This is a genomic window from Mucilaginibacter sp. MD40, from assembly GCF_002288635.1.
Classification (GTDB): domain Bacteria; phylum Bacteroidota; class Bacteroidia; order Sphingobacteriales; family Sphingobacteriaceae; genus Mucilaginibacter.
The window spans coordinates 2108152-2126069 of record NZ_NRSW01000001.1; the positions used below are offsets into that span (position 1 = coordinate 2108152).

The 17918-nt window shown below is 43.1% G+C and carries 15 protein-coding genes; 4 read left to right on the forward strand and 11 right to left on the reverse strand.

Translation table 11 applies throughout. The annotated features are described in order from the left end of the window. Positions 1-27 precede the first annotated feature (27 nt). Positions 28-1803 carry a signal peptide peptidase SppA gene (gene sppA / locus CKK33_RS09545; RefSeq protein ID WP_095703886.1) on the reverse strand — a complete coding sequence of 592 codons (1776 nt, stop codon included), beginning with the start codon at positions 1801-1803 and terminating at the stop codon, positions 28-30. Between the two features lie 86 nt (positions 1804-1889). On the opposite strand from sppA, the gene folK reads away from it, so the two are divergent. Beyond that, positions 1890-2375, forward strand: a complete 486-nt coding sequence (gene folK / locus CKK33_RS09550; protein WP_095703887.1) for a 2-amino-4-hydroxy-6-hydroxymethyldihydropteridine diphosphokinase — start codon at positions 1890-1892, stop codon at positions 2373-2375. Positions 2376-2396: 21 nt separating this feature from the next. Then, on the forward strand, positions 2397-2774 hold the full coding sequence (locus tag CKK33_RS09555) for an Hpt domain-containing protein (RefSeq protein ID WP_095703888.1): 378 nt from the start codon (positions 2397-2399) through the stop codon (positions 2772-2774). A gap of 143 nt (positions 2775-2917) precedes the next feature. Here CKK33_RS09555 and purS read toward each other — a convergent pair whose 3' ends face one another. The 3 genes from purS to rho form a co-directional block, all read right to left on the reverse strand. After that, positions 2918-3172, reverse strand: a complete 255-nt coding sequence (gene purS, locus CKK33_RS09560; RefSeq protein ID WP_095703889.1) for a phosphoribosylformylglycinamidine synthase subunit PurS — start codon at positions 3170-3172, stop codon at positions 2918-2920. A 31-nt stretch (positions 3173-3203) separates the two neighbouring features. After that, positions 3204-3938, reverse strand: coding sequence for a CDP-diacylglycerol--serine O-phosphatidyltransferase (gene pssA, locus CKK33_RS09565; protein ID WP_095703890.1), 735 nt, complete (start codon positions 3936-3938; stop codon positions 3204-3206). A 90-nt stretch (positions 3939-4028) separates the two neighbouring features. Further along, positions 4029-5663 (reverse strand): transcription termination factor Rho, encoded by a 1635-nt coding sequence (rho, locus tag CKK33_RS09570; protein ID WP_095703891.1) that lies wholly within the window; start codon positions 5661-5663, stop codon positions 4029-4031. 252 nt (positions 5664-5915) lie between these two features. Here rho and pyrF point away from each other — a divergent pair, with 252 nt between their 5' ends. Next, positions 5916-6746 (forward strand): orotidine-5'-phosphate decarboxylase, encoded by an 831-nt coding sequence (gene pyrF / locus CKK33_RS09575; protein ID WP_095705808.1) that lies wholly within the window; start codon positions 5916-5918, stop codon positions 6744-6746. Positions 6747-6829: 83 nt separating this feature from the next. Here the strand turns inward: pyrF and CKK33_RS09580 are convergent, their stop codons facing one another. From CKK33_RS09580 to CKK33_RS09605, 6 genes are all read right to left on the reverse strand, one after another. Beyond that, positions 6830-7366 (reverse strand): pyridoxamine 5'-phosphate oxidase family protein, encoded by a 537-nt coding sequence (locus tag CKK33_RS09580; RefSeq protein ID WP_095703892.1) that lies wholly within the window; start codon positions 7364-7366, stop codon positions 6830-6832. 469 nt (positions 7367-7835) lie between these two features. After that, on the reverse strand, positions 7836-9200 hold the full coding sequence (locus CKK33_RS09585; protein ID WP_095703893.1) for an exonuclease domain-containing protein: 1365 nt from the start codon (positions 9198-9200) through the stop codon (positions 7836-7838). 200 nt (positions 9201-9400) lie between these two features. Further along, the gene (locus CKK33_RS09590; RefSeq protein ID WP_095703894.1) at positions 9401-10720 is read right to left on the reverse strand and encodes a DUF389 domain-containing protein; all 1320 of its coding nucleotides are present in this window, start codon (positions 10718-10720) and stop codon (positions 9401-9403) included. Between the two features lie 6 nt (positions 10721-10726). Next, on the reverse strand, positions 10727-11968 hold the full coding sequence (locus CKK33_RS09595; protein WP_095703895.1) for a sodium:proton antiporter: 1242 nt from the start codon (positions 11966-11968) through the stop codon (positions 10727-10729). A gap of 545 nt (positions 11969-12513) precedes the next feature. Then, positions 12514-14337 carry a membrane protein insertase YidC gene (yidC, locus tag CKK33_RS09600; RefSeq protein WP_095703896.1) on the reverse strand — a complete coding sequence of 608 codons (1824 nt, stop codon included), beginning with the start codon at positions 14335-14337 and terminating at the stop codon, positions 12514-12516. Between the two features lie 23 nt (positions 14338-14360). Beyond that, positions 14361-15971 (reverse strand): CTP synthase, encoded by a 1611-nt coding sequence (locus CKK33_RS09605; protein ID WP_095703897.1) that lies wholly within the window; start codon positions 15969-15971, stop codon positions 14361-14363. 259 nt (positions 15972-16230) lie between these two features. Here CKK33_RS09605 and CKK33_RS09610 point away from each other — a divergent pair, with 259 nt between their 5' ends. Beyond that, positions 16231-17232, forward strand: a complete 1002-nt coding sequence (locus CKK33_RS09610; RefSeq protein ID WP_095703898.1) for a hypothetical protein — start codon at positions 16231-16233, stop codon at positions 17230-17232. On the opposite strand, the gene CKK33_RS09615 is transcribed toward CKK33_RS09610, so the two are convergent. After that, a complete protein-coding gene (locus CKK33_RS09615) occupies positions 17229-17843 on the reverse strand; it encodes a deoxynucleoside kinase (protein ID WP_095703899.1) in 615 nt (204 codons plus the stop codon). The two genes, CKK33_RS09610 and CKK33_RS09615, sit on opposite strands and share 4 nt — an antisense overlap. Positions 17844-17918 lie beyond the last annotated feature (75 nt).

Below are 17918 nucleotides of genomic sequence, written 5' to 3' on the forward strand. Positions count from 1 at the left end.
AAAAGCGGCCTTTTTTGTTAATTCTTTTTACTGTATCACAATATCATATGGCATTCGCATTTGCGGGGTGCGCATCATTTTGGTAACACTTTTAATTTGCTCGTAAATACGGTAGTTTTCGCCAAGTTCGGCTTTAACAAAGTGCGCTTTTACTTCAGCGCTGAGGCCTTCGCCAAATTTATCAAGTGCGCTTTTTTGTTCAGGATAGCTTACCAGTTTATAGTCTTTTAAGTTGGCTTTTTTAGCGGCGCATTTTACGGCGTCGTTAATATTTCCAAGGCGGTCAACCAGGCCTATGCTTAATGCTTGTGTTCCTGTCCACACGCGGCCCTGCCCAATACTATTAATATAAGCCTGTGTTTTTTTACGCCCGTTGGCTACTGCTTTTGTAAAAGTATCATACCCGTGGTTTACATCATTCTGCAATAATGCGCGCTCTTCCGGAGTAAGGGGGCGGCTAACATCGCCTAAATCAGCGAATTTGCCCGTTTTTACGCCATCAAAGGTAACACCCAGCTTATCGTTAAACAGCTTTTGCATGTTAGGCAAAATAGAAAATATGCCTATTGAGCCTGTAATAGTATTCGGTTCAGCAAAAATAGAGTCGGCAGCGCAGGAGATGTAGTATCCGCCTGACGCAGCAACATCGCCCATTGATACAATAATTGGTTTTACCTTTTTGGTAAGCATAACCTCGCGCCATATCACGTCTGATGCCAGGGCGCTGCCACCGGGGGAGTTTACTCTTAATACTACAGCTTTTACCTTATCATCGGTACGTACCTTACGCAGCGCTTTCGAGATCGTTTCAGATCCGATGCTGTTATCATCACCCTCGCCGCCAGAGATCTCGCCTGAGGCATACACAATGGCTATGCGTTTGTTCGCGGTTACTTCTTTAGGATTTGTGGTGGCGTCTATCTCACTTTTTGTATAATCATCCAGCTCAACACTGGCAACATCATTTTTTACAGCTTTACCGGTTCTGTGTTTCAGGTCGTCAAGTATCTCATCCTTATATTTAAGGCCGTCTACCAGTTTATATTTAAGCGCATCTTCGGGTAATTGTATGCGGCCGCTGTTGGCATAATTAAATAAGGTATCCTTGTTAATATTTCTGGCAGTACTAATGCCGCTCAGGAAATGGCCGTACATGGCGTTAAGGTATGAGGTAACCTGCGTACGGTTGGCATCGCTCATTTTGGTAAGTACAAAAGGCTCAACAGCGCTTTTATAGGTACCTACTTTTATTACCTGGGCCTCAATACCTAATTTATCAAGCGCGCCTTTTAAAAAAGTGATCTGCGAGCTAAAGCCTTTAAATTCAAATATACCTTTTGGGTTAAGATATACCTTGTCGGCAACGGATGCCAGGTAATAAAAACCCTGTGTGTATACTTCAGAATAGGCCATAATAAACTTACCTGATTTTTTAAAGTCGAGCAAGGCGTTGCGTATTTCTTCGGTAGTGGCCTGCCCGTTCATCATATAACTTTCATCCAGGAATATGCCTTTTATGCGATCGTCAGTCTTCGCTTTTTTTATGCTGGTGAGGATGTCGTTTAACCCGAGGTTACGTTTCCTGTCGCCAAAGAAAGGCAGGTTATTGAAGGGGTTGTTGGGCGTGCGTTCGTTTATCTGGTAATCAAATTTGATGTGTAGAATAGAGTTTGATTCAACCTGTACCGCTTTCTCGCTACCGGCCGCTGCGGCAATAATACCCAGCAAAATTGCAAAGCCAATAACAAAAACAAGGGTAATGCCCACTACGGTTGCCAGTACAAATTTGAAGAATTGTTTCATTAAGTGTGTAAAATCAAGTATATATGTTATGCAAACTTAGTAAATGCATATTTATTAAGAGCTTTGTGCTTAATATTTGTTACAACATGGTTGATGTTTTTTTGCTTTTGGGAAGTAACCTTGGGGACCGGAAACTGTTTTTGGATGAGGCAATTAAATATGTATCGGAGAGAGTGGGGTATATAAAAAAGGTGTCGTCGGTTTACGAAACGCAGGCCTGGGGCGTAACTACCTTGCCTGATTATCTTAACCAGGTGTTACTCGTACAAACCAAACTTACTGCTCATGAGGTTTTGCAAACCGTGCTTGATATTGAATTGATTTTAGGCCGTGTAAGGGAAGAAAAGTGGGGCTCAAGGGTAATTGATATTGATATTTTATTTTACGGCCATGAGGTAATTGATGAACCCGACCTGCAGGTGCCTCATCCGCAGTTACATAACAGGCGCTTTACCTTAGAGCCTTTGGTTGAACTGGCACCAGATTTGGTGCATCCGGCATTAAAAAAAACAGTGCAACACTTAAAAACTGAGCTCACTGATAGCTTAATTGTAAAAAAAATATATTTTTGAATACACAACAACCAATTTTAAATGTCTGATTTTTCACCCGATAAAGACCTTGATCTTTCATTTTTGTATGAAATTGCCGATGGAAGCGACGAGTTTATTGTTGATTCTATCGGGTTATTCCTTGAGCAAACACCTTTATTACTCAATACGATATCAGATGCTATTAACTCTGGTGATTGGACAACGGCTGCGTCAGCTGCACACAAATTAAAACCCAACCTGGGTTTTTTTGGTATGCCGCTTAGCCAAGCCAATATACAGGAGGTAGAGTTGGCCTGTAAAACCGGCACGCCTGACGTAGCCGCGGTACTTAATAAATTTAATGAGGTAAAAGCAACCGTGAACCATAACCTTTTGGAGTTACAGAAGATAAAGGCAGAAAAAGAAGCAAATCTTTAGGAATAGTAATATTCAAGGTTGGTAAGTCCGGAAATTGAAATATCATATAAAAGAAAGAGCAAGCCAAGCCAGTGCTTGCTTTTCTTTTATATGTCGTCTTTGAAGCTGCTTTCGGACTTACCGACTGAACTTCAGACTAAATACTACTTCTCTGTTAAAGTAAAATTATAGCTCTCCATAATGAGGTTAGCTAAAAGATTTTTGCAGGCTTCATCAACTTTTGCGCTTGCAGTAGCTTCGTTATCTGCCTCTATTTCTAATGAAATATGTTTGCCAATACGAACATTTTGTATTTCTGATAAACCCAGGTTTTTCATGCTGCCGGTAACAGCTTTACCTTGTGGGTCAAGAATTTCTTTTTTAGGCATTACGTCAATTTCGGCCAGAAATGTTTTCATTGTGTGTAGTTAAGATGATACCGCTTAGCAATTATTTTTTTGAACCGCTGATCACCGTATGATCTGTAAATTTTAATTGAATTAATGAAAGGGTGATATACATTACGATAACCACCGGAACTGCTGCAAATTTAAAAAATAGAATGAGTATTGCCGAAAACAGCAGTAATAAATAGCGGTAAAAATTTTTATTAAAATCCTTGTTCTTGAATTTTAACGACATCAGTGGTAACTCAGCCACCAAAAGCGTACACATCACCACTATGAATACTGATAAGACATACGGGTTAAGCACATAAGGTGTTAAATTATTATACTGCGCCAATATTAGAGGGATAGAAGCAATAAGAATCGCGTTTGCTGGTGTAGGCAGGCCAATAAAGCTTTCGGCCTGGCGGGTATCATTATTAAACTTGGCCAACCTTAGGGCTGAAAATACAGGTATCAGGAAGGCGATAAAATTTAACCATTCGCTAACATGTTGAATTTGTCTGGTTTGCAACATGAGCATATACATAATGGCTGATGGGAGTACGCCAAAGCTTACCATATCTGCAAGTGAATCCAGATCCTTACCTATACCCGAGAACGATTGCAGTACGCGGGAAGCAAAGCCATCAAAAAAGTCAAAAATGGCGGCAAGGAAAATAGCGTAAGCGGCAAATATTAAATTATCCTGAAATGTAAAAACAATGCCAATGCAGCCACTGAACAAGTTTGCGCACGTAATTGCATTCGGAAGATGTTTTTTTACCCGTCGCCTCATGATGTTATGAAGGTATCACAAAATTTACAAATACGCAAAGGAGTTACAATTAACCTTATGTTATTTATAACTCCTTTTTGTGCGAAAATATTATGAATTCATTGATATTAAGAACTCTTCGTTTGTTTTGGTGCCACGTATCTGTGCCTGTAAAAACTCCATTGATTCCTGTGAGTTCATGTCGGCCAGGTGGTTGCGCAATATCCAGATGCGTTGCAGCGTATCACGATCAAGCAGCAGATCGTCGCGGCGGGTGCTGGACGCGGTAATATCAATAGCAGGGAATATACGTTTGTTAGAAAGTTTACGATCCAACTGTAATTCCATGTTACCGGTACCTTTAAACTCTTCAAAGATCACCTCGTCCATTTTAGAGCCTGTTTCGGTAAGCGCCGTAGCAATTATGGTTAGTGAACCGCCATCCTCAATATTACGGGCCGCACCAAAGAAGCGTTTAGGTTTGTGTAACGCGTTTGCATCAACGCCACCCGATAATATTTTACCGGATGCCGGAGCAACGGTGTTATAAGCACGTGCCAAACGTGTAATAGAGTCAAGCAGGATCACCACATCATGGCCACATTCTACCATACGTTTAGCTTTCTCCAATACGATGTTGGCAATTTTTACGTGGCGTTCAGCAGGTTCATCAAATGTAGATGATACTACCTCTGCGCGTACGCTGCGGGCCATGTCGGTTACCTCCTCAGGGCGCTCATCAATCAGTAAGATGATCAGATAAACCTCAGGATGGTTTTTGGCTATCGCGTTAGCTACATCCTTCAATAACATGGTTTTACCTGTTTTAGGCTGCGCCACAATTAAACCACGCTGACCTTTACCTATCGGCGAGAACAGGTCCATGATACGGGTCGAATAATTATTAGGATCGGTAAACAGGCTTAATTTTTCTGATGGGAAAAGCGGTGTTAAGTGGTCAAAAGGTACACGGTCGCGTACTTCTGCGGGTATACGGCCATTAATTGCCTCTACACGTACCAGCGGGAAATATTTTTCACCTTCTTTTGGCGGGCGTATACTACCACGAACCGTGTCGCCGGTTTTTAAACCGAAGAGCTTGATCTGCGATTGTGATACGTAAATATCATCCGGAGAGGTAAGGTAATTATAATCAGATGAACGCAGGAAACCGTAACCATCGGGCATAATTTCCAACACACCCTCGTTAACAATTACATTATCAAAATCAAGGTTGATAGCGGGCTCTTGTGCCTTTTGCTGCTGATTATTGTGGTTATTGTTATTCCGTTTGTCAAACTTCTGAGGGCGGCTTTCCGGAACAGTTGTTTCCGGCTGGCCTGATTGTGGCTCGGCAGCGGTAACTTCCGTATTTATGCTGTTGTCAGTAGCTGTAGTATCTTCGTTATCGGTAGCCGTTTGTTCCTCAGGCTGGTCAAATAGGTTAGTATCATCCAGCGGCACTTCGGTTCTGGCAGTTTTACCTTTTACTGTACGCGTACGTTTGCGTGGTTTTTCTGCAATATCTGTGTCGGTATCAGGGGCAGGGGGCGTATTTTTTTCAGCGTAATTGCTGTTTACTGTATTTTGTTGTTCCCGGGCTACTTCAATTAGCTTTTGCTGCTCAACAATGGTAGATATCAGTTGGGCTTTACGTAAATCGTCAGCCTCTGCAATACCTAAGCTTTTAGCAATTTCGCGCAACTCAGAAACGAGTTTGTCGTTCAATTCGGTTGTCTCAGACATGTTATGAATTATAGTTCAAAAAGGATTTTTTATGAAAGTTGTTTGAAAGTCCTGATATATGCAACGTTAACCCAGGCAAATATTAGAATAGATAATAAATAACGTGGAAGCTAAAATTGTTTCTTTAGTGCAAGAAATAATTCAGGAAAACAGTGCAATGATAAATAATTTATATTGAAATGCAAATTTATTAAAAAAATAAGCATTCCCTATAATTTTTTAGTTTTGTACCTGTAAATATATATCCCTATGATAACCCGCGCAGAATTAATTGCCCAGATCAAACAAAAAAAATCGTTTTTATGTGTAGGGCTTGATACGGATCTTGACAAGATACCGAATTTTTTGAAGGATTATCCAGACCCGGTTTTCGAGTTTAATAAGCGTATTATTGATGCCACACATGACATATGCATTGCTTACAAGCCTAATGCTGCGTTTTATGAGGCCCGGGGTTTAAAAGGTTTACAAAGCCTTATATCAACAGCGCAGTATATTCCAAAGAATTGCCTCAGCATTATAGATGCCAAAAGGGGCGACATTGGTAATACGTCTGATAATTATGCTAAAGCTTTTTTTGATCAGGAAAACTCCGGGATGGATTTTGATGCCATTACCGTAACACCCTACATGGGTAATGATAGCGTTACACCCTATCTTAAGTATGAGGGTAAATGGGTAATTATACTGGCTTTAACCTCTTCTGTTGGCAGTAAGGATTTTCAATATTTAAATACCGGAGACGGCTACCTTTACGAAACTGTAATTAAAAAAGCGAATACCTGGGCAAGTGCCGACAGAATCATGTATGTGGTAGGCGCTACTAAAAGCACCGAATTTACTGATATCCGAAGGCATGCCCCTGATAACTTCTTGTTGGTACCGGGCGTTGGTGCCCAGGGAGGCAGTCTGCAGGATGTTTGCAAGTATGGGATGACAAAAGATTGTGGATTGATTGTTAACTCTTCCCGGGGTATTATATATGCCAGCAATGGCGAAGATTTTGCCCAGGCCGCCCGTAACGAGGCGCTTAAGCTGCAACAGCAAATGTGGGAAGAGCTGGAAAAAGCAGGGGTTATTTAGAATCAAGAATCAAGAGCCAAGAATCAAGACAAAAATTATGTGTCTTGACTCTTGATATCCTGATTCCTGCCTCTCTTCAAGATTTAAGCTTCCAATTTCCCTTCAATAGAGTCATCAAGCGTTTTGCCAAGGGCGGCACCTACCAGTTGTTTTACAAAGGCTATGGCGTTGCCGTGTTTGTTATCCCAATAGTAACCCTGGGTAGGCGTAACTTTAATTACAGTGATACGCGGGTCATCTTCGCCTTCGGTAAACCATGTTTTTAAGATAGGTTGCCATAGTTCCTTTATTTTTTCTTTGTCTTTACTGATCTCCGCGGTGCCATATACATTCAGGAAATCGGAATGTGCTGAGCCCTGAAATAACAACTGTACAAATGGGTCTTTGCCTATTTCTTCGTTTTTATGGCTGTCGTCGGCACTCAGGAACCACAAGTCGCCGTTGTCATCAATCTTTTGGGGCGACATCGGCCTGGTAGAGAAAGGTAAGCCGGTTTTGATGTTACTGCAAAAGAAACAGCTCGACGCGGCTTCTGCCAGTTCCTTCATTTTTTTCCAGGCTTCGTTGCCTTCCAGGTTTTCAAAATTATTTTCGGGTTGTTGCTGGTTAATGCTATCCATAGGTAGTAGAATTGATTATTAAATGATAATATATTAACCAGAATGAAAATGCTTTGTTTGCCACTCGTTGGTAGTTGGTGATAGCCCGTTGGTGATGCATAGCTAAGTGTATTGGTGCCTCGTGCTTATTCAGGTGTTCCATATTAAATGTTTACACAAGTGGTACAATTTTAATATATTGATAATGAGTATGTTTACTACTGACACACCTATGCCACCATGCTTTAATAAAAAACTTAAGCATGCTGATTAATAACCACCAATTTACTTTAAGTGAGCGTTCCGCACGGAACGCTTTTTGAACGGGGGCTTAGTGTAAGGGGATAGGTCGGGGTCCTACGCAAACATCACCTTACGCTGCGGAAAGCGGTCGGCATAGCCGGTTACCATATTGCCGAACTTTAACTGAGCGTTCCGCGCGGAACGCTTTTGGAACAGGGGCTTAGTGTAATAAATAGGGTAGGCCGACTCAGGCAAACATCACCTTACGCTGCGGAAAGCGGTCGGCATAGCCGGTTACCATATTGCGGATATAATCGTTACCCGGATAGGGGGTGAGGTAATTTTTAAGGGCCTGCAGGTTATCCGCATTGTAATAATGCGAAATATAACCCATGCCATAAAAGCGGCCTTCTTCTATCAGGATGCAACTGTGTTCATCATCTGTGCGGCCCTCATCCCTGATAGCAAAAGTGGGCAGGGCCTGTTTTAATTGCTCCAACGCGGCCAGTACTTTTGAGTTGTAAACATCCGGCTGTTCATTTCCCTCGCATGCGCATTGGCCAACATTACTGCCAATACATGGCTGATCGTTCTTTTGGATAAAGCAAAGCTTAGGGCACAGGCCAAAAGTTTCTATGAGGTTATGGAGCAGGTTATGCCCCTCCAGCAGCGAGTTGCAGGCATAAATAGCCGGCATATGCTTACGGTGCTTATCCACCGCCAGGCGCAGGTAACCACGCTGGTCCTCATACATGTAAATGCCAAAGGTATTTTCAAAGCGCTTTAACGATCGGTTGTATTTTGGCCACAGCCTTTTGATCTCTACCGCTTCCAATACGAAGGCGATGAGTTCTGTGCCGCACACCTGGTAACTTACGCGATAAATATTCTTTAAAAATTCCTGCCGCTGTAAATTAGGGTTATTACCGGTAAAATGACTGCATACCCGTTTACGCAGGTTTTTAGCCTTGCCTACATAAATAACCTTGCCCTGCTGGTTATGAAAATAGTATACGCCGGGGTTTGCCGGCAGTGCTTCAATATCGGCTTTGGGTAAATTAGCGGGCAGTACCTGCTCTTTACTGTTTTGTTTAAGCGCTTTGCTAATGTGGTTATCATTGTCTTTGCTCAACAAGATGGAGAACAATTGAGCCGTAGCTTCCGCGTCGCCCATGGCACGGTGGCGGGCATTGTTTTGTATACCCAAACGCGAACACAGTTTACCTAAACTGTATGACATCAAACCCGGCATAATTTTACGCCCTAAACGCACAGTGCAAAGCTTATTCAGGTTAATATCGTAACCCGCCGCGCTTAAATGGTAACGGAGAAAGGAGTAGTCGAAATTAACATTATGCGCTACAAATATCTGCCCTTTAAGCAGATGGAATATCTCGTGGGCAACATCCTCAAAAAGCGGTGCTTGCTGCACCATTTCATTGGTGATACCGGTAAGCGCGCTGATGTAAACGGGTATATCACGCTGCGGGTTAACCAGCGTTTCAAACCTGCGGATAACCTTTTTGCCATCATGTATGCAAATAGCCACCTCTGTGATGCCATTAGCGCTGGCATGCCCTCCCGTCGTTTCTATATCTACAATTGCATACATGGTAATAACAAATGTAAATATAATTGCTAATAAAATTAGTCTTTATTTTAAAAAGCCCAGAAGTTGGAAAAGACCGAAAGGCTCTTATCAGGGTGTTCTCTTATAAAAAGGCAATCCCATGCGATCTGCTTGTCGCATGGGATTGCCGCGCTATCGCTCGCGATGAAACGGATTTTAATTACCTTCTCACTTGCCTAACCTTACTGCGCAACTAACTTAAGTTTAGGGGAATTATACCTCTTCTGTAACCATGCCTGTAGTTTTTGAATATCAGCGTTGGGTTTTGGTTTACTAAAACGAATCAGCGCCACACGTTGCGTATCTACCAGGTTGGTGTCGGCGCGTTGAACAGCTATCTTGCTTACTCCAAAATTGGTTACCAATGGGTAAAACACCCTTAGTTCTGCGAGTACGGTACTGTCATGGTTAATTGGTTTTGGTGTCAGCCTTATCGTATCAGGTTTGGTTTGTTTATTAAATACATCTTCAAGAATGCTGGCTTTTATCTGCGAAAAGTCTATCTCCTGCCTCGCGTTAAGTCCCTGCCTTATGTTTAGCTGCACATTACGCAAGCGGTAGCCGTTCATCCGGTGCTTTAGGGAGTCAATTACCGGTTTATCCAATACCGAGCCTATCAGTAAAATATCTATCATTTTTTTATCGTTGGTATAAGTGAAAGTTTTGGAAACTACCTGCGTATTATTAAAATGAAATTCCTGTTCAACAAACTTGCGGGCATTATTCTCAAAAATGCTTTTGTTTACAATGCGGTAAGCCATGTAAATGCTGGGCAATATGGTTACCACCACAATAATGATTAGATACCGGCTCACCTTTTTTTGTACGGCAGGGTCATCAAAATGGGTACGCTGCAAATTCAGGTAGCGCGACATCAGGTAAGTAGCAATGGCGATGAATACGCTATTGATAAAATAAAGATAGATGGCACCCAAAACGTATAACCAGTTTCCGGTTGCAATGCCAAACCCCGCGGTACATAGCGGTGGCATTAAGGCTGTGGCGATGGCGACACCCGGCACCACATTATTTTTCTCTTTACGTGATGCGGCAACCATACCGGCTAAGCCGCCAAAGAAAGCGATAAACACATCCCAGATTGATGGCGATGTGCGTGCAAGCAATTCAGACTGCGCTTCGTGCAGCGGCGTGATGGAAAAGTAAATACTCGAAGTGATAACGCTTACAAGAGTGGCAACCAACAGGTTTTTACCCCCTTTCTTCACCATGGCCAGGTCGTTTATACCGATACCTAAACCTATACCCATTACCGGCCCCATAATGGGCGATATCAGCATGGCGCCTATAATTACCGCAGTGGAGTTTACATTGAGGCCGATAGAGGCGATAAATATGGCGAAAATAAGCGCCCAGAGGTTGGCTCCCCTAAAATCAATATTCTTACGTATGCTCGTAATAATTTCAGTTTCGTCGGCCTTATCATCCTGTAAATTAAAACGGTGTGTAAAAAAATACTGTAATTTTTTAGAAAGTTGATTCATAAGCCGCTAATTGTGAGTTTGTAGCTTTTTTGCCAGTTTGCCAATAGTTAAGCCCTGTACCAGAATGGAGAACACCACAATGATATAGGTGATGAGCACAAACTCATCGCGGTACATGTTACTGCTGAGTGATAACGCCAGCGCAACGGATATGCCCCCGCGCAAACCACCCCAGGTAAGTATGGCAACCGCGTTATTCTCAAACTTAATTTTAAACTTTAAGAGGCTAACCGGTATAATAACAGAGATCCAGCGCGCTAAAAGTACAGTTACAATGCTGATAGCGCCGATAACCATAACCGTTGGGTGAATTTTGATGATGAGCATTTCCAGGCCGATGAACAGAAACAGCACGGCGTTCAGTATTTCATCTACCAGGTGCCAGAATTTACCCAGATAATCCCTTGTCTGGTCAGACATGCCCATTTCTTTTGATTTGTTCCCGGTGATAATTCCCGCGATAACCATAGCCAGCGGCCCGGAAATATGTAAATGAGATGCCAGGGTATATCCACCCATTACAATGGCGAGCGTGATCAGTACTTCTACCTTATAGTCGTCAATGGAACGCAGTGCCAAAAAGCCAATGTAGCCGAGCAAAGCACCAAAAACCAGGCCACCTACGGCTTCCTGCAAAAACAAGCGCCCTATGTCTATCGCGTTAAAATCCCCGCTTGTAGAGCGCGCTATTTGTGCGATGCTGATAAAAATAACAACGGCCACGCCATCGTTAAACAGCGATTCGCCGGCTATCTTTACTTCCAGCGATGAAGGTATTTTTGCCTGCTTTAAAATTCCCATAACGGCAATGGGGTCGGTTGGGGAGATAAGCGAGCCAAAAAGCAGGCAATAAATAAATGGTACTGGGGTATTAAACAAATTAAACAGGCCCCACGTCATACCGCCTACAACAAATGTGGAAATAAGTATACCGATGGTTGCCAGCAGCAGCACCGGCCAGCGTTCTCTTTTTAACTTACCGGCATCAATATGGATGGCTCCTGCAAAAAGCAGGAAGCTGAGCATAAAGTTCATGAGTACGTCCTGAAAATCAACCGAGTTGGCCAGTTGCACTGCCTTTGCAGACAGCAACCAACGGGAATTACCAAGAAACACCAACGCGATTGAGCTGATTAGCGAAAGGGCCATAATGCCAATAGTTGGCGGCCACTTGATTACACGATGGTTGATATAGGCGAAGGCCGCGGCTAAAACGATGGTAATGGTAATAATTTCGCGTGTATCCATTAAACTAAAAATTTGAGGCCAGTAATGTAAAGTCAGTAACAACCTATGGCTCACCCAGTATAATGGATTAATTGCCTGGTGCCGTTATTTACTAATGCCGGTAAAGAGCTGTACCCACGGTTATATATCTTAAATATATGAGGCCGGTGGCGGTGTGCCTACTTTGTTTATTGTTAGTAGGAATAAGGCAAAAACCGCTTGTTTGTTTGATTGATGTATGTTTAATTGAGGTGTAGTGTTGGGCCGGCGCATTAATATGTATACCTCAACATGTCAACCGTGTGGAAGGTTTTGCATAGTGGTTAATGGTTCGACAGGCTCACCATGACGTATAGGCGCCCTCCAGGACGGCGCTTAACGAGTGCGAGCGCGGGAAGCTCTCAGTGGTGTCAACCTGAGCTTGTCGAAGGTCTCTTGCATAGTGGTTAATGGTTCGACAGGTTCACCATGACAACGTATTCAAATAAAAAGCCCGACAAATTATAAAATGTCGGGCTTGTATATCGAAGGCTAACTAATTTCTAATTAACCAATCACTCATCAACTTATTTACCTTTCTTCGCCTGGATCTGTTGTTGCTGACGCATCATTTCTTCCATTTTAGCAGCGAAGCCAGATTTTTTCTTTTTAGGGTCTTCTGGTTTCTTTTTATTTTCCTGTATCTGGGCATGTATCTTCTTATCATCAACCATAAATTTGATAAGATATTGTTGTAAGAAGGTGAACATGTTAGCCAGGAAGTAGTAGTAGTTCAAACCGGCAGGGTAGCTGTTCAGTGTTGCAAAGAAGATGAACGGTGTAATGTAACCGATGTACTTCATTTGCCCTGTAGCGCCCGATATCTGGTTGTTGAAATAAGTATAGATCAACGTAGATATCGTCATCAGCAAACACATTGCACTGATGTGGTTACCTATGATAGGGATGTTAGTTGAAAACTTGATCACATCATCATACGTGGATAGGTCATGCATCCATAAAAAGCTTTGTCCGCGAAGCTCAAACAAGCTTGGGAAAAAACGGAAGAAGGCGATCACAATCGGCATTTGCAGCAGTAAAGGCAAGCAGCCGCCCAGCGGGTTTACACCAGCTTTTTTGTAAAGCTTAAGATATTCCTGCTGTAACAGGGTAGGGTTATCTTCACCAACTTTAGCTTTTATCTCGTCCATTTCCGGCTTAATTACACGCATCTTAGCCATTGACAGGTAAGATTTATAGGTAAGTGGCGATAACACCAGTTTCAGTAACACAGTAAGCGCGAGGATAATTAAGCCGTAGTTCCAGTTAAACTGTTTCAGTAAGTTAAATACCGGTAATACCGCAAACTGGTTAATGTATTTTAACGGTCCCCAGCCTAAGTTGATGATCTTTTGCAGATCGTATCCCTGGCTTTTTAATACGTTGAACTGGTTAGGGCCAAAGTAAAACTCCAATGGCACGGCACCGCTGGCATCGCGGGTTAACTGCAGGCCGGCCTTCATATCTTTAACAGACGCGGTATCGGCAACGTTGGTAACCACACCAAGGTCTGATTTGCTGATGCCATCCTTAGCGATCAGTACGCTGGAGAAGAAGTGTTGTTTAAAGGCTACCCATTGCATCTTTTTATCGGCAATGTTTTTCTGTTCGTCTTTAGCTTCAGACAGGTAGTCAACATCGCCGTCGGTATTGCGATAGTAAACGGTAGAGTACTGGCGCTCCTGTTTAAGGTCTTTCTCCAGTTTGTTTAAGCTGGCGCTCCAGTTAAGGCTGTATACATTGCTGTTAGCCAAAACTTGGTCCATACCGGTTGAGCGGATGGTTAAGCCAACTTTAAAGCCGGTGCCTTTTAAGCTGTATACATAATCAATATACTGCGTTGGGCTGTAGCTTAAACGCATAGTTACCGATGACGAATCTTTGCCTGCAACCGTTAATGAAGGCGCGCTTGGCGTAAAGTAAAGGTCATTGGTGTTAAAGTTTTTACCGGCAGCGTTAAGGTTAAGGCCAAAGGTGTTGTTATCACCATTGAACAATACCAGGGGCTTTTTATAGTATGTAAGGTAGTTTTTAAGCTCGGCGCTGTAAACACGGCCACCTTTGGTGCTTAATTTTACGCGTACGTCAGCATTTTCTAAAGTAACAAATTGCTGGTTGCCGCTAATGGCGCTGCCAAACGGGCCTTTCAATGTAGCGGAATCAACCTTTGCTATTTTAGCTTTTGTGGTATCGGCTTTAACAGGCGTTTTTATCAGGCCTTTTTTTATAGAGTCCTGGTGAACGGTTAATTGTTCTTTTTTGATCTCGGCCTCGTTTGGCTTCATTAAGAAAACGCCAACACCAAGGATGATCATGATCAGGAATAATCCTGTGAATGTATTCTTATCCATTTATCTGTTTCTCGTACTGTAACTTAGTTCTTGCGGGCATAGGCCAGCGAAGCGGCGACAAAGTTAATAAAAAGTGGGTGCGGATTAGCAACTGTTGATTTTAATTCGGGATGAAACTGCGCGCCCACAAAATAAGGGTGATTTTTAAGCTCCACTATCTCTACCAAGCCGTTCTCCGGGTTAATACCCGATGGTACCAGGCCCGCAGCTTCATATTCCTTTAAATACTTGTTATTAAATTCGTAACGGTGGCGGTGGCGCTCGCTGATGTGTGTTTTGCCATATGCTGCGGCCGCTTTGGTGCCCTTTTTGATATCGCATGGGTAAGCGCCTAAACGCATGGTGCCGCCTTTGTTCACCACGGTTTTTTGCTCTTCCATCATATCAATAACCGGGTTCGGTGTTTCAGGGTTCATTTCGGTGCTGCTGGCATCTTTATAACCCAGTACGTGGCGGCCAAATTCTACTACGGCACATTGCATGCCCAGGCATATGCCAAAGAACGGGATGTTATTTTCACGTACATAGCGTATGGCCTCTATTTTACCTTCAAAGCCGCGTTCGCCAAAGCCGGGTGCAACCAGTACCCCGTGCAGGTCGCGCAGTTTTTCAACCGCGTTCTCAGGCGTAAGGCTGGCTGAGGGGATGTATTGTACCCTTACCTTACATTCGTTTTTAGCACCCGCGTGTACAAAAGCTTCAATGATAGATTTGTAAGCATCGGGCAGTTCTACATATTTACCTACCAGGCCAATTTTTACATCGGCAGTAGGGTTTTTTAGCCGACCCAGGAAATCTTTCCAGCTTTCCAGGTCGGGTTCGTTTTTATGCGAAAGCTTTAGTTTCGTTAAAACGGTTTGGTCCAGTTTTTCTTTCAGCATCAGCAATGGCACGTCATAAATTGTTGGCGCATCCATTGATTCGATTACCGCATTGATGTTTACGTTGCAAAAAAGTGCAATTTTTTTTCTGATGTCGGCGTTAATATGGTGTTCGGTACGGCAAACCAGTATGTCCGGCTGTATACCATACTCTAAAAGCATTTTTACAGAGTGCTGGGTAGGCTTGGTTTTTAACTCTCCCGCGGCAGCCAGGAAAGGTATAAGCGTTAAGTGGATCACCAACGCGTTATTAGGGCCGGCCTCCCACCTGAACTGCCTTACGGCCTCAACAAACGGTAAGGATTCAATATCGCCAACGGTACCACCAATTTCTGTGATCACAATATCATAATCGCCGCTTTCGCCCAATATGCGGAAGTTGCGTTTGATCTCATCGGTAATATGCGGTACCACCTGTATGGTTTTACCCAGGAAAGCGCCCTCGCGCTCGCGGCTAATTACATTTTGGTAGATACGGCCGGTGGTAATGTTATTGGCCTGCGAAGTAGGAACGTTCAGGAAACGCTCGTAGTGGCCAAGGTCAAGGTCGGTTTCGGCACCATCTTCGGTCACATAGCACTCTCCATGCTCGTAAGGATTCAGTGTTCCCGGATCGATGTTGATATACGGATCGAACTTTTGGATGGTAACGCGGTAACCGCGCGCCTGAAGTAGTTTAGCTAATGAGGCCGAAATAATGCCTTTTCCTAATGATGAGGTAACACCACCCGTAACAAAAATGTATTTAGTCATGATTTTTTTGGAAATCAAAGGCAGTTTTTAAGGGGCTGCCAATTGTTTGTGTACGGGATACAAAAGTAGCAATTTTTGCGGCATTTGCCGCCGCAATTTTTAATTCGGGTAAAAGCTGAAATCAAAGGGCAAGGAGCCGCTTGATTAGCAACATGATACCAATAAATAAAACAACAAACACGGATATTTTTAAATTTACCGGCAGTTTAGCAACCAATGCCGATAAGCGCTAATTTAGCAAGGCCATTTAATCTTTAAAATGCCGCTAATTAAAAAAATATTCTCAATCAACTTCAGTAAAAAACGGCCCTTGCTGTTAAATGCCGTGTTGTTTTTGTTGCTGCTGATATCTGTTTCGGCCTGTTCGGTAAAGAAAAAAGCAGGGGAGATGCTGGTGGTTCAGGAGAATTACTGTGAACCGCCCAAGTATTTTATCAGATCGGCTTATCCTGATAGTGCAAATGCACAGGAGATATTAGCCAGGAACGCATCATTAAAAAAGTACTATACCGACCAGGATATTTTGATCATCAACTCATTAGGGCTTGCCCAGGATATGAAAGAGCTGATGCGTTTGAAAAGCGATACCACCATTAAAGGCAGGCTGAGGAAATTAGAAATCGCTAATAAAACCTCTAAAGTACTGTTGCTTGCTGTTTCTGATATTAATTCTGCCGCTGCTGAGCTGGATTGCGAAGGCGAACGGGTAGACCAGGTAGGCAGCTATGTTGACAATATCAATACGACAAGAAATAACCGGTATACGGCTGCCTCGGTGGTATTAGGCGCTTTAACATCAGTAACGGGTGTTTTTATTAAAGCGGAAGGCTTAAATAATGCCATTACGGTAGGCGGGGGTGTACTTACCGGCGGACTTGGCTTGTTAACGCTAAACCCGGGCGGTAAAAAGGTGCAGTTTAGCCATCACCGCAACTTGCTTAAAGATATTTGGCTGCAACAAAACACCGATAGCCATTTCTCGGGCTGGATATGGTATATGTTAAGCGAAAAAAGCTTTAGCAACAAAGGAGAGTCGTCCCTGATGTATAATCTCAGGAAAAGATGGATCACCTATCAGTTTGATAATGATGAAAAGCAAGCAGCCAGATCTGTGATCTTTACAGATGGTGGGACCTACAAGGCTGACGACCTGCATTCCAGGGCATCAATGATCAATCAGTTACAGGCCGTTATCCGCTCCATTAATCAAAACCTTAATAACCTGATGCTGCAGATGGAACGGGCTGAAAATATCCCTTAAAACAACCCGTTTATCTCGCGTTCTATCTGGTTGATGATGGTTCCCATATCTTCCGGATTGTTTGCAAAATCGAGGTTGTCCTTATCCAGTATAAGCAGTTTGCCCAGCTTGTAGTTTTTGATCCACTTATCGTATTTCTCGTTAAGTTTTGACAGGTAATCAATACGGATACCTATCTCATACTCGCGGCCCCGGCGCTGGATGTTATTCACCAGCGTAGGTACCGATGCTTTAAGGTATACCAGCAGATCGGGTGGTTTAATGAACTCGGTGATGTTATCAAATATGCTTTGGTAGTTCTCGTAGTCGCGGGTAGTCATGAGGCCCATATCGTGCAGGTTCTCCGCGAAAATGTGGGCATCCTCATAAATGGTGCGGTCCTGTATAATATTGCGCCCGCTCTTTTGTATATCAATGATCTGGCGGTAACGGCTATTCAGGAAATAGATCTGCAGGTTAAAGCTCCAGCGTTTCATGTCGCTGTAGAAGTCCTCCAGGTAAGGGTTGTTGTCAACCGCTTCAAAAAGAGGGTCCCAGCCATAATTTTTGGCGAGCATTTCAGTAAGGGTAGTTTTGCCCGCGCCGATATTTCCTACGATAGCTATGTGCATGTGATCAATGTTGTTGGTGGTTCATGGTTAATAGTTCATAGTAATAACCCATGCTATCAAACAGTCACTGCTGCT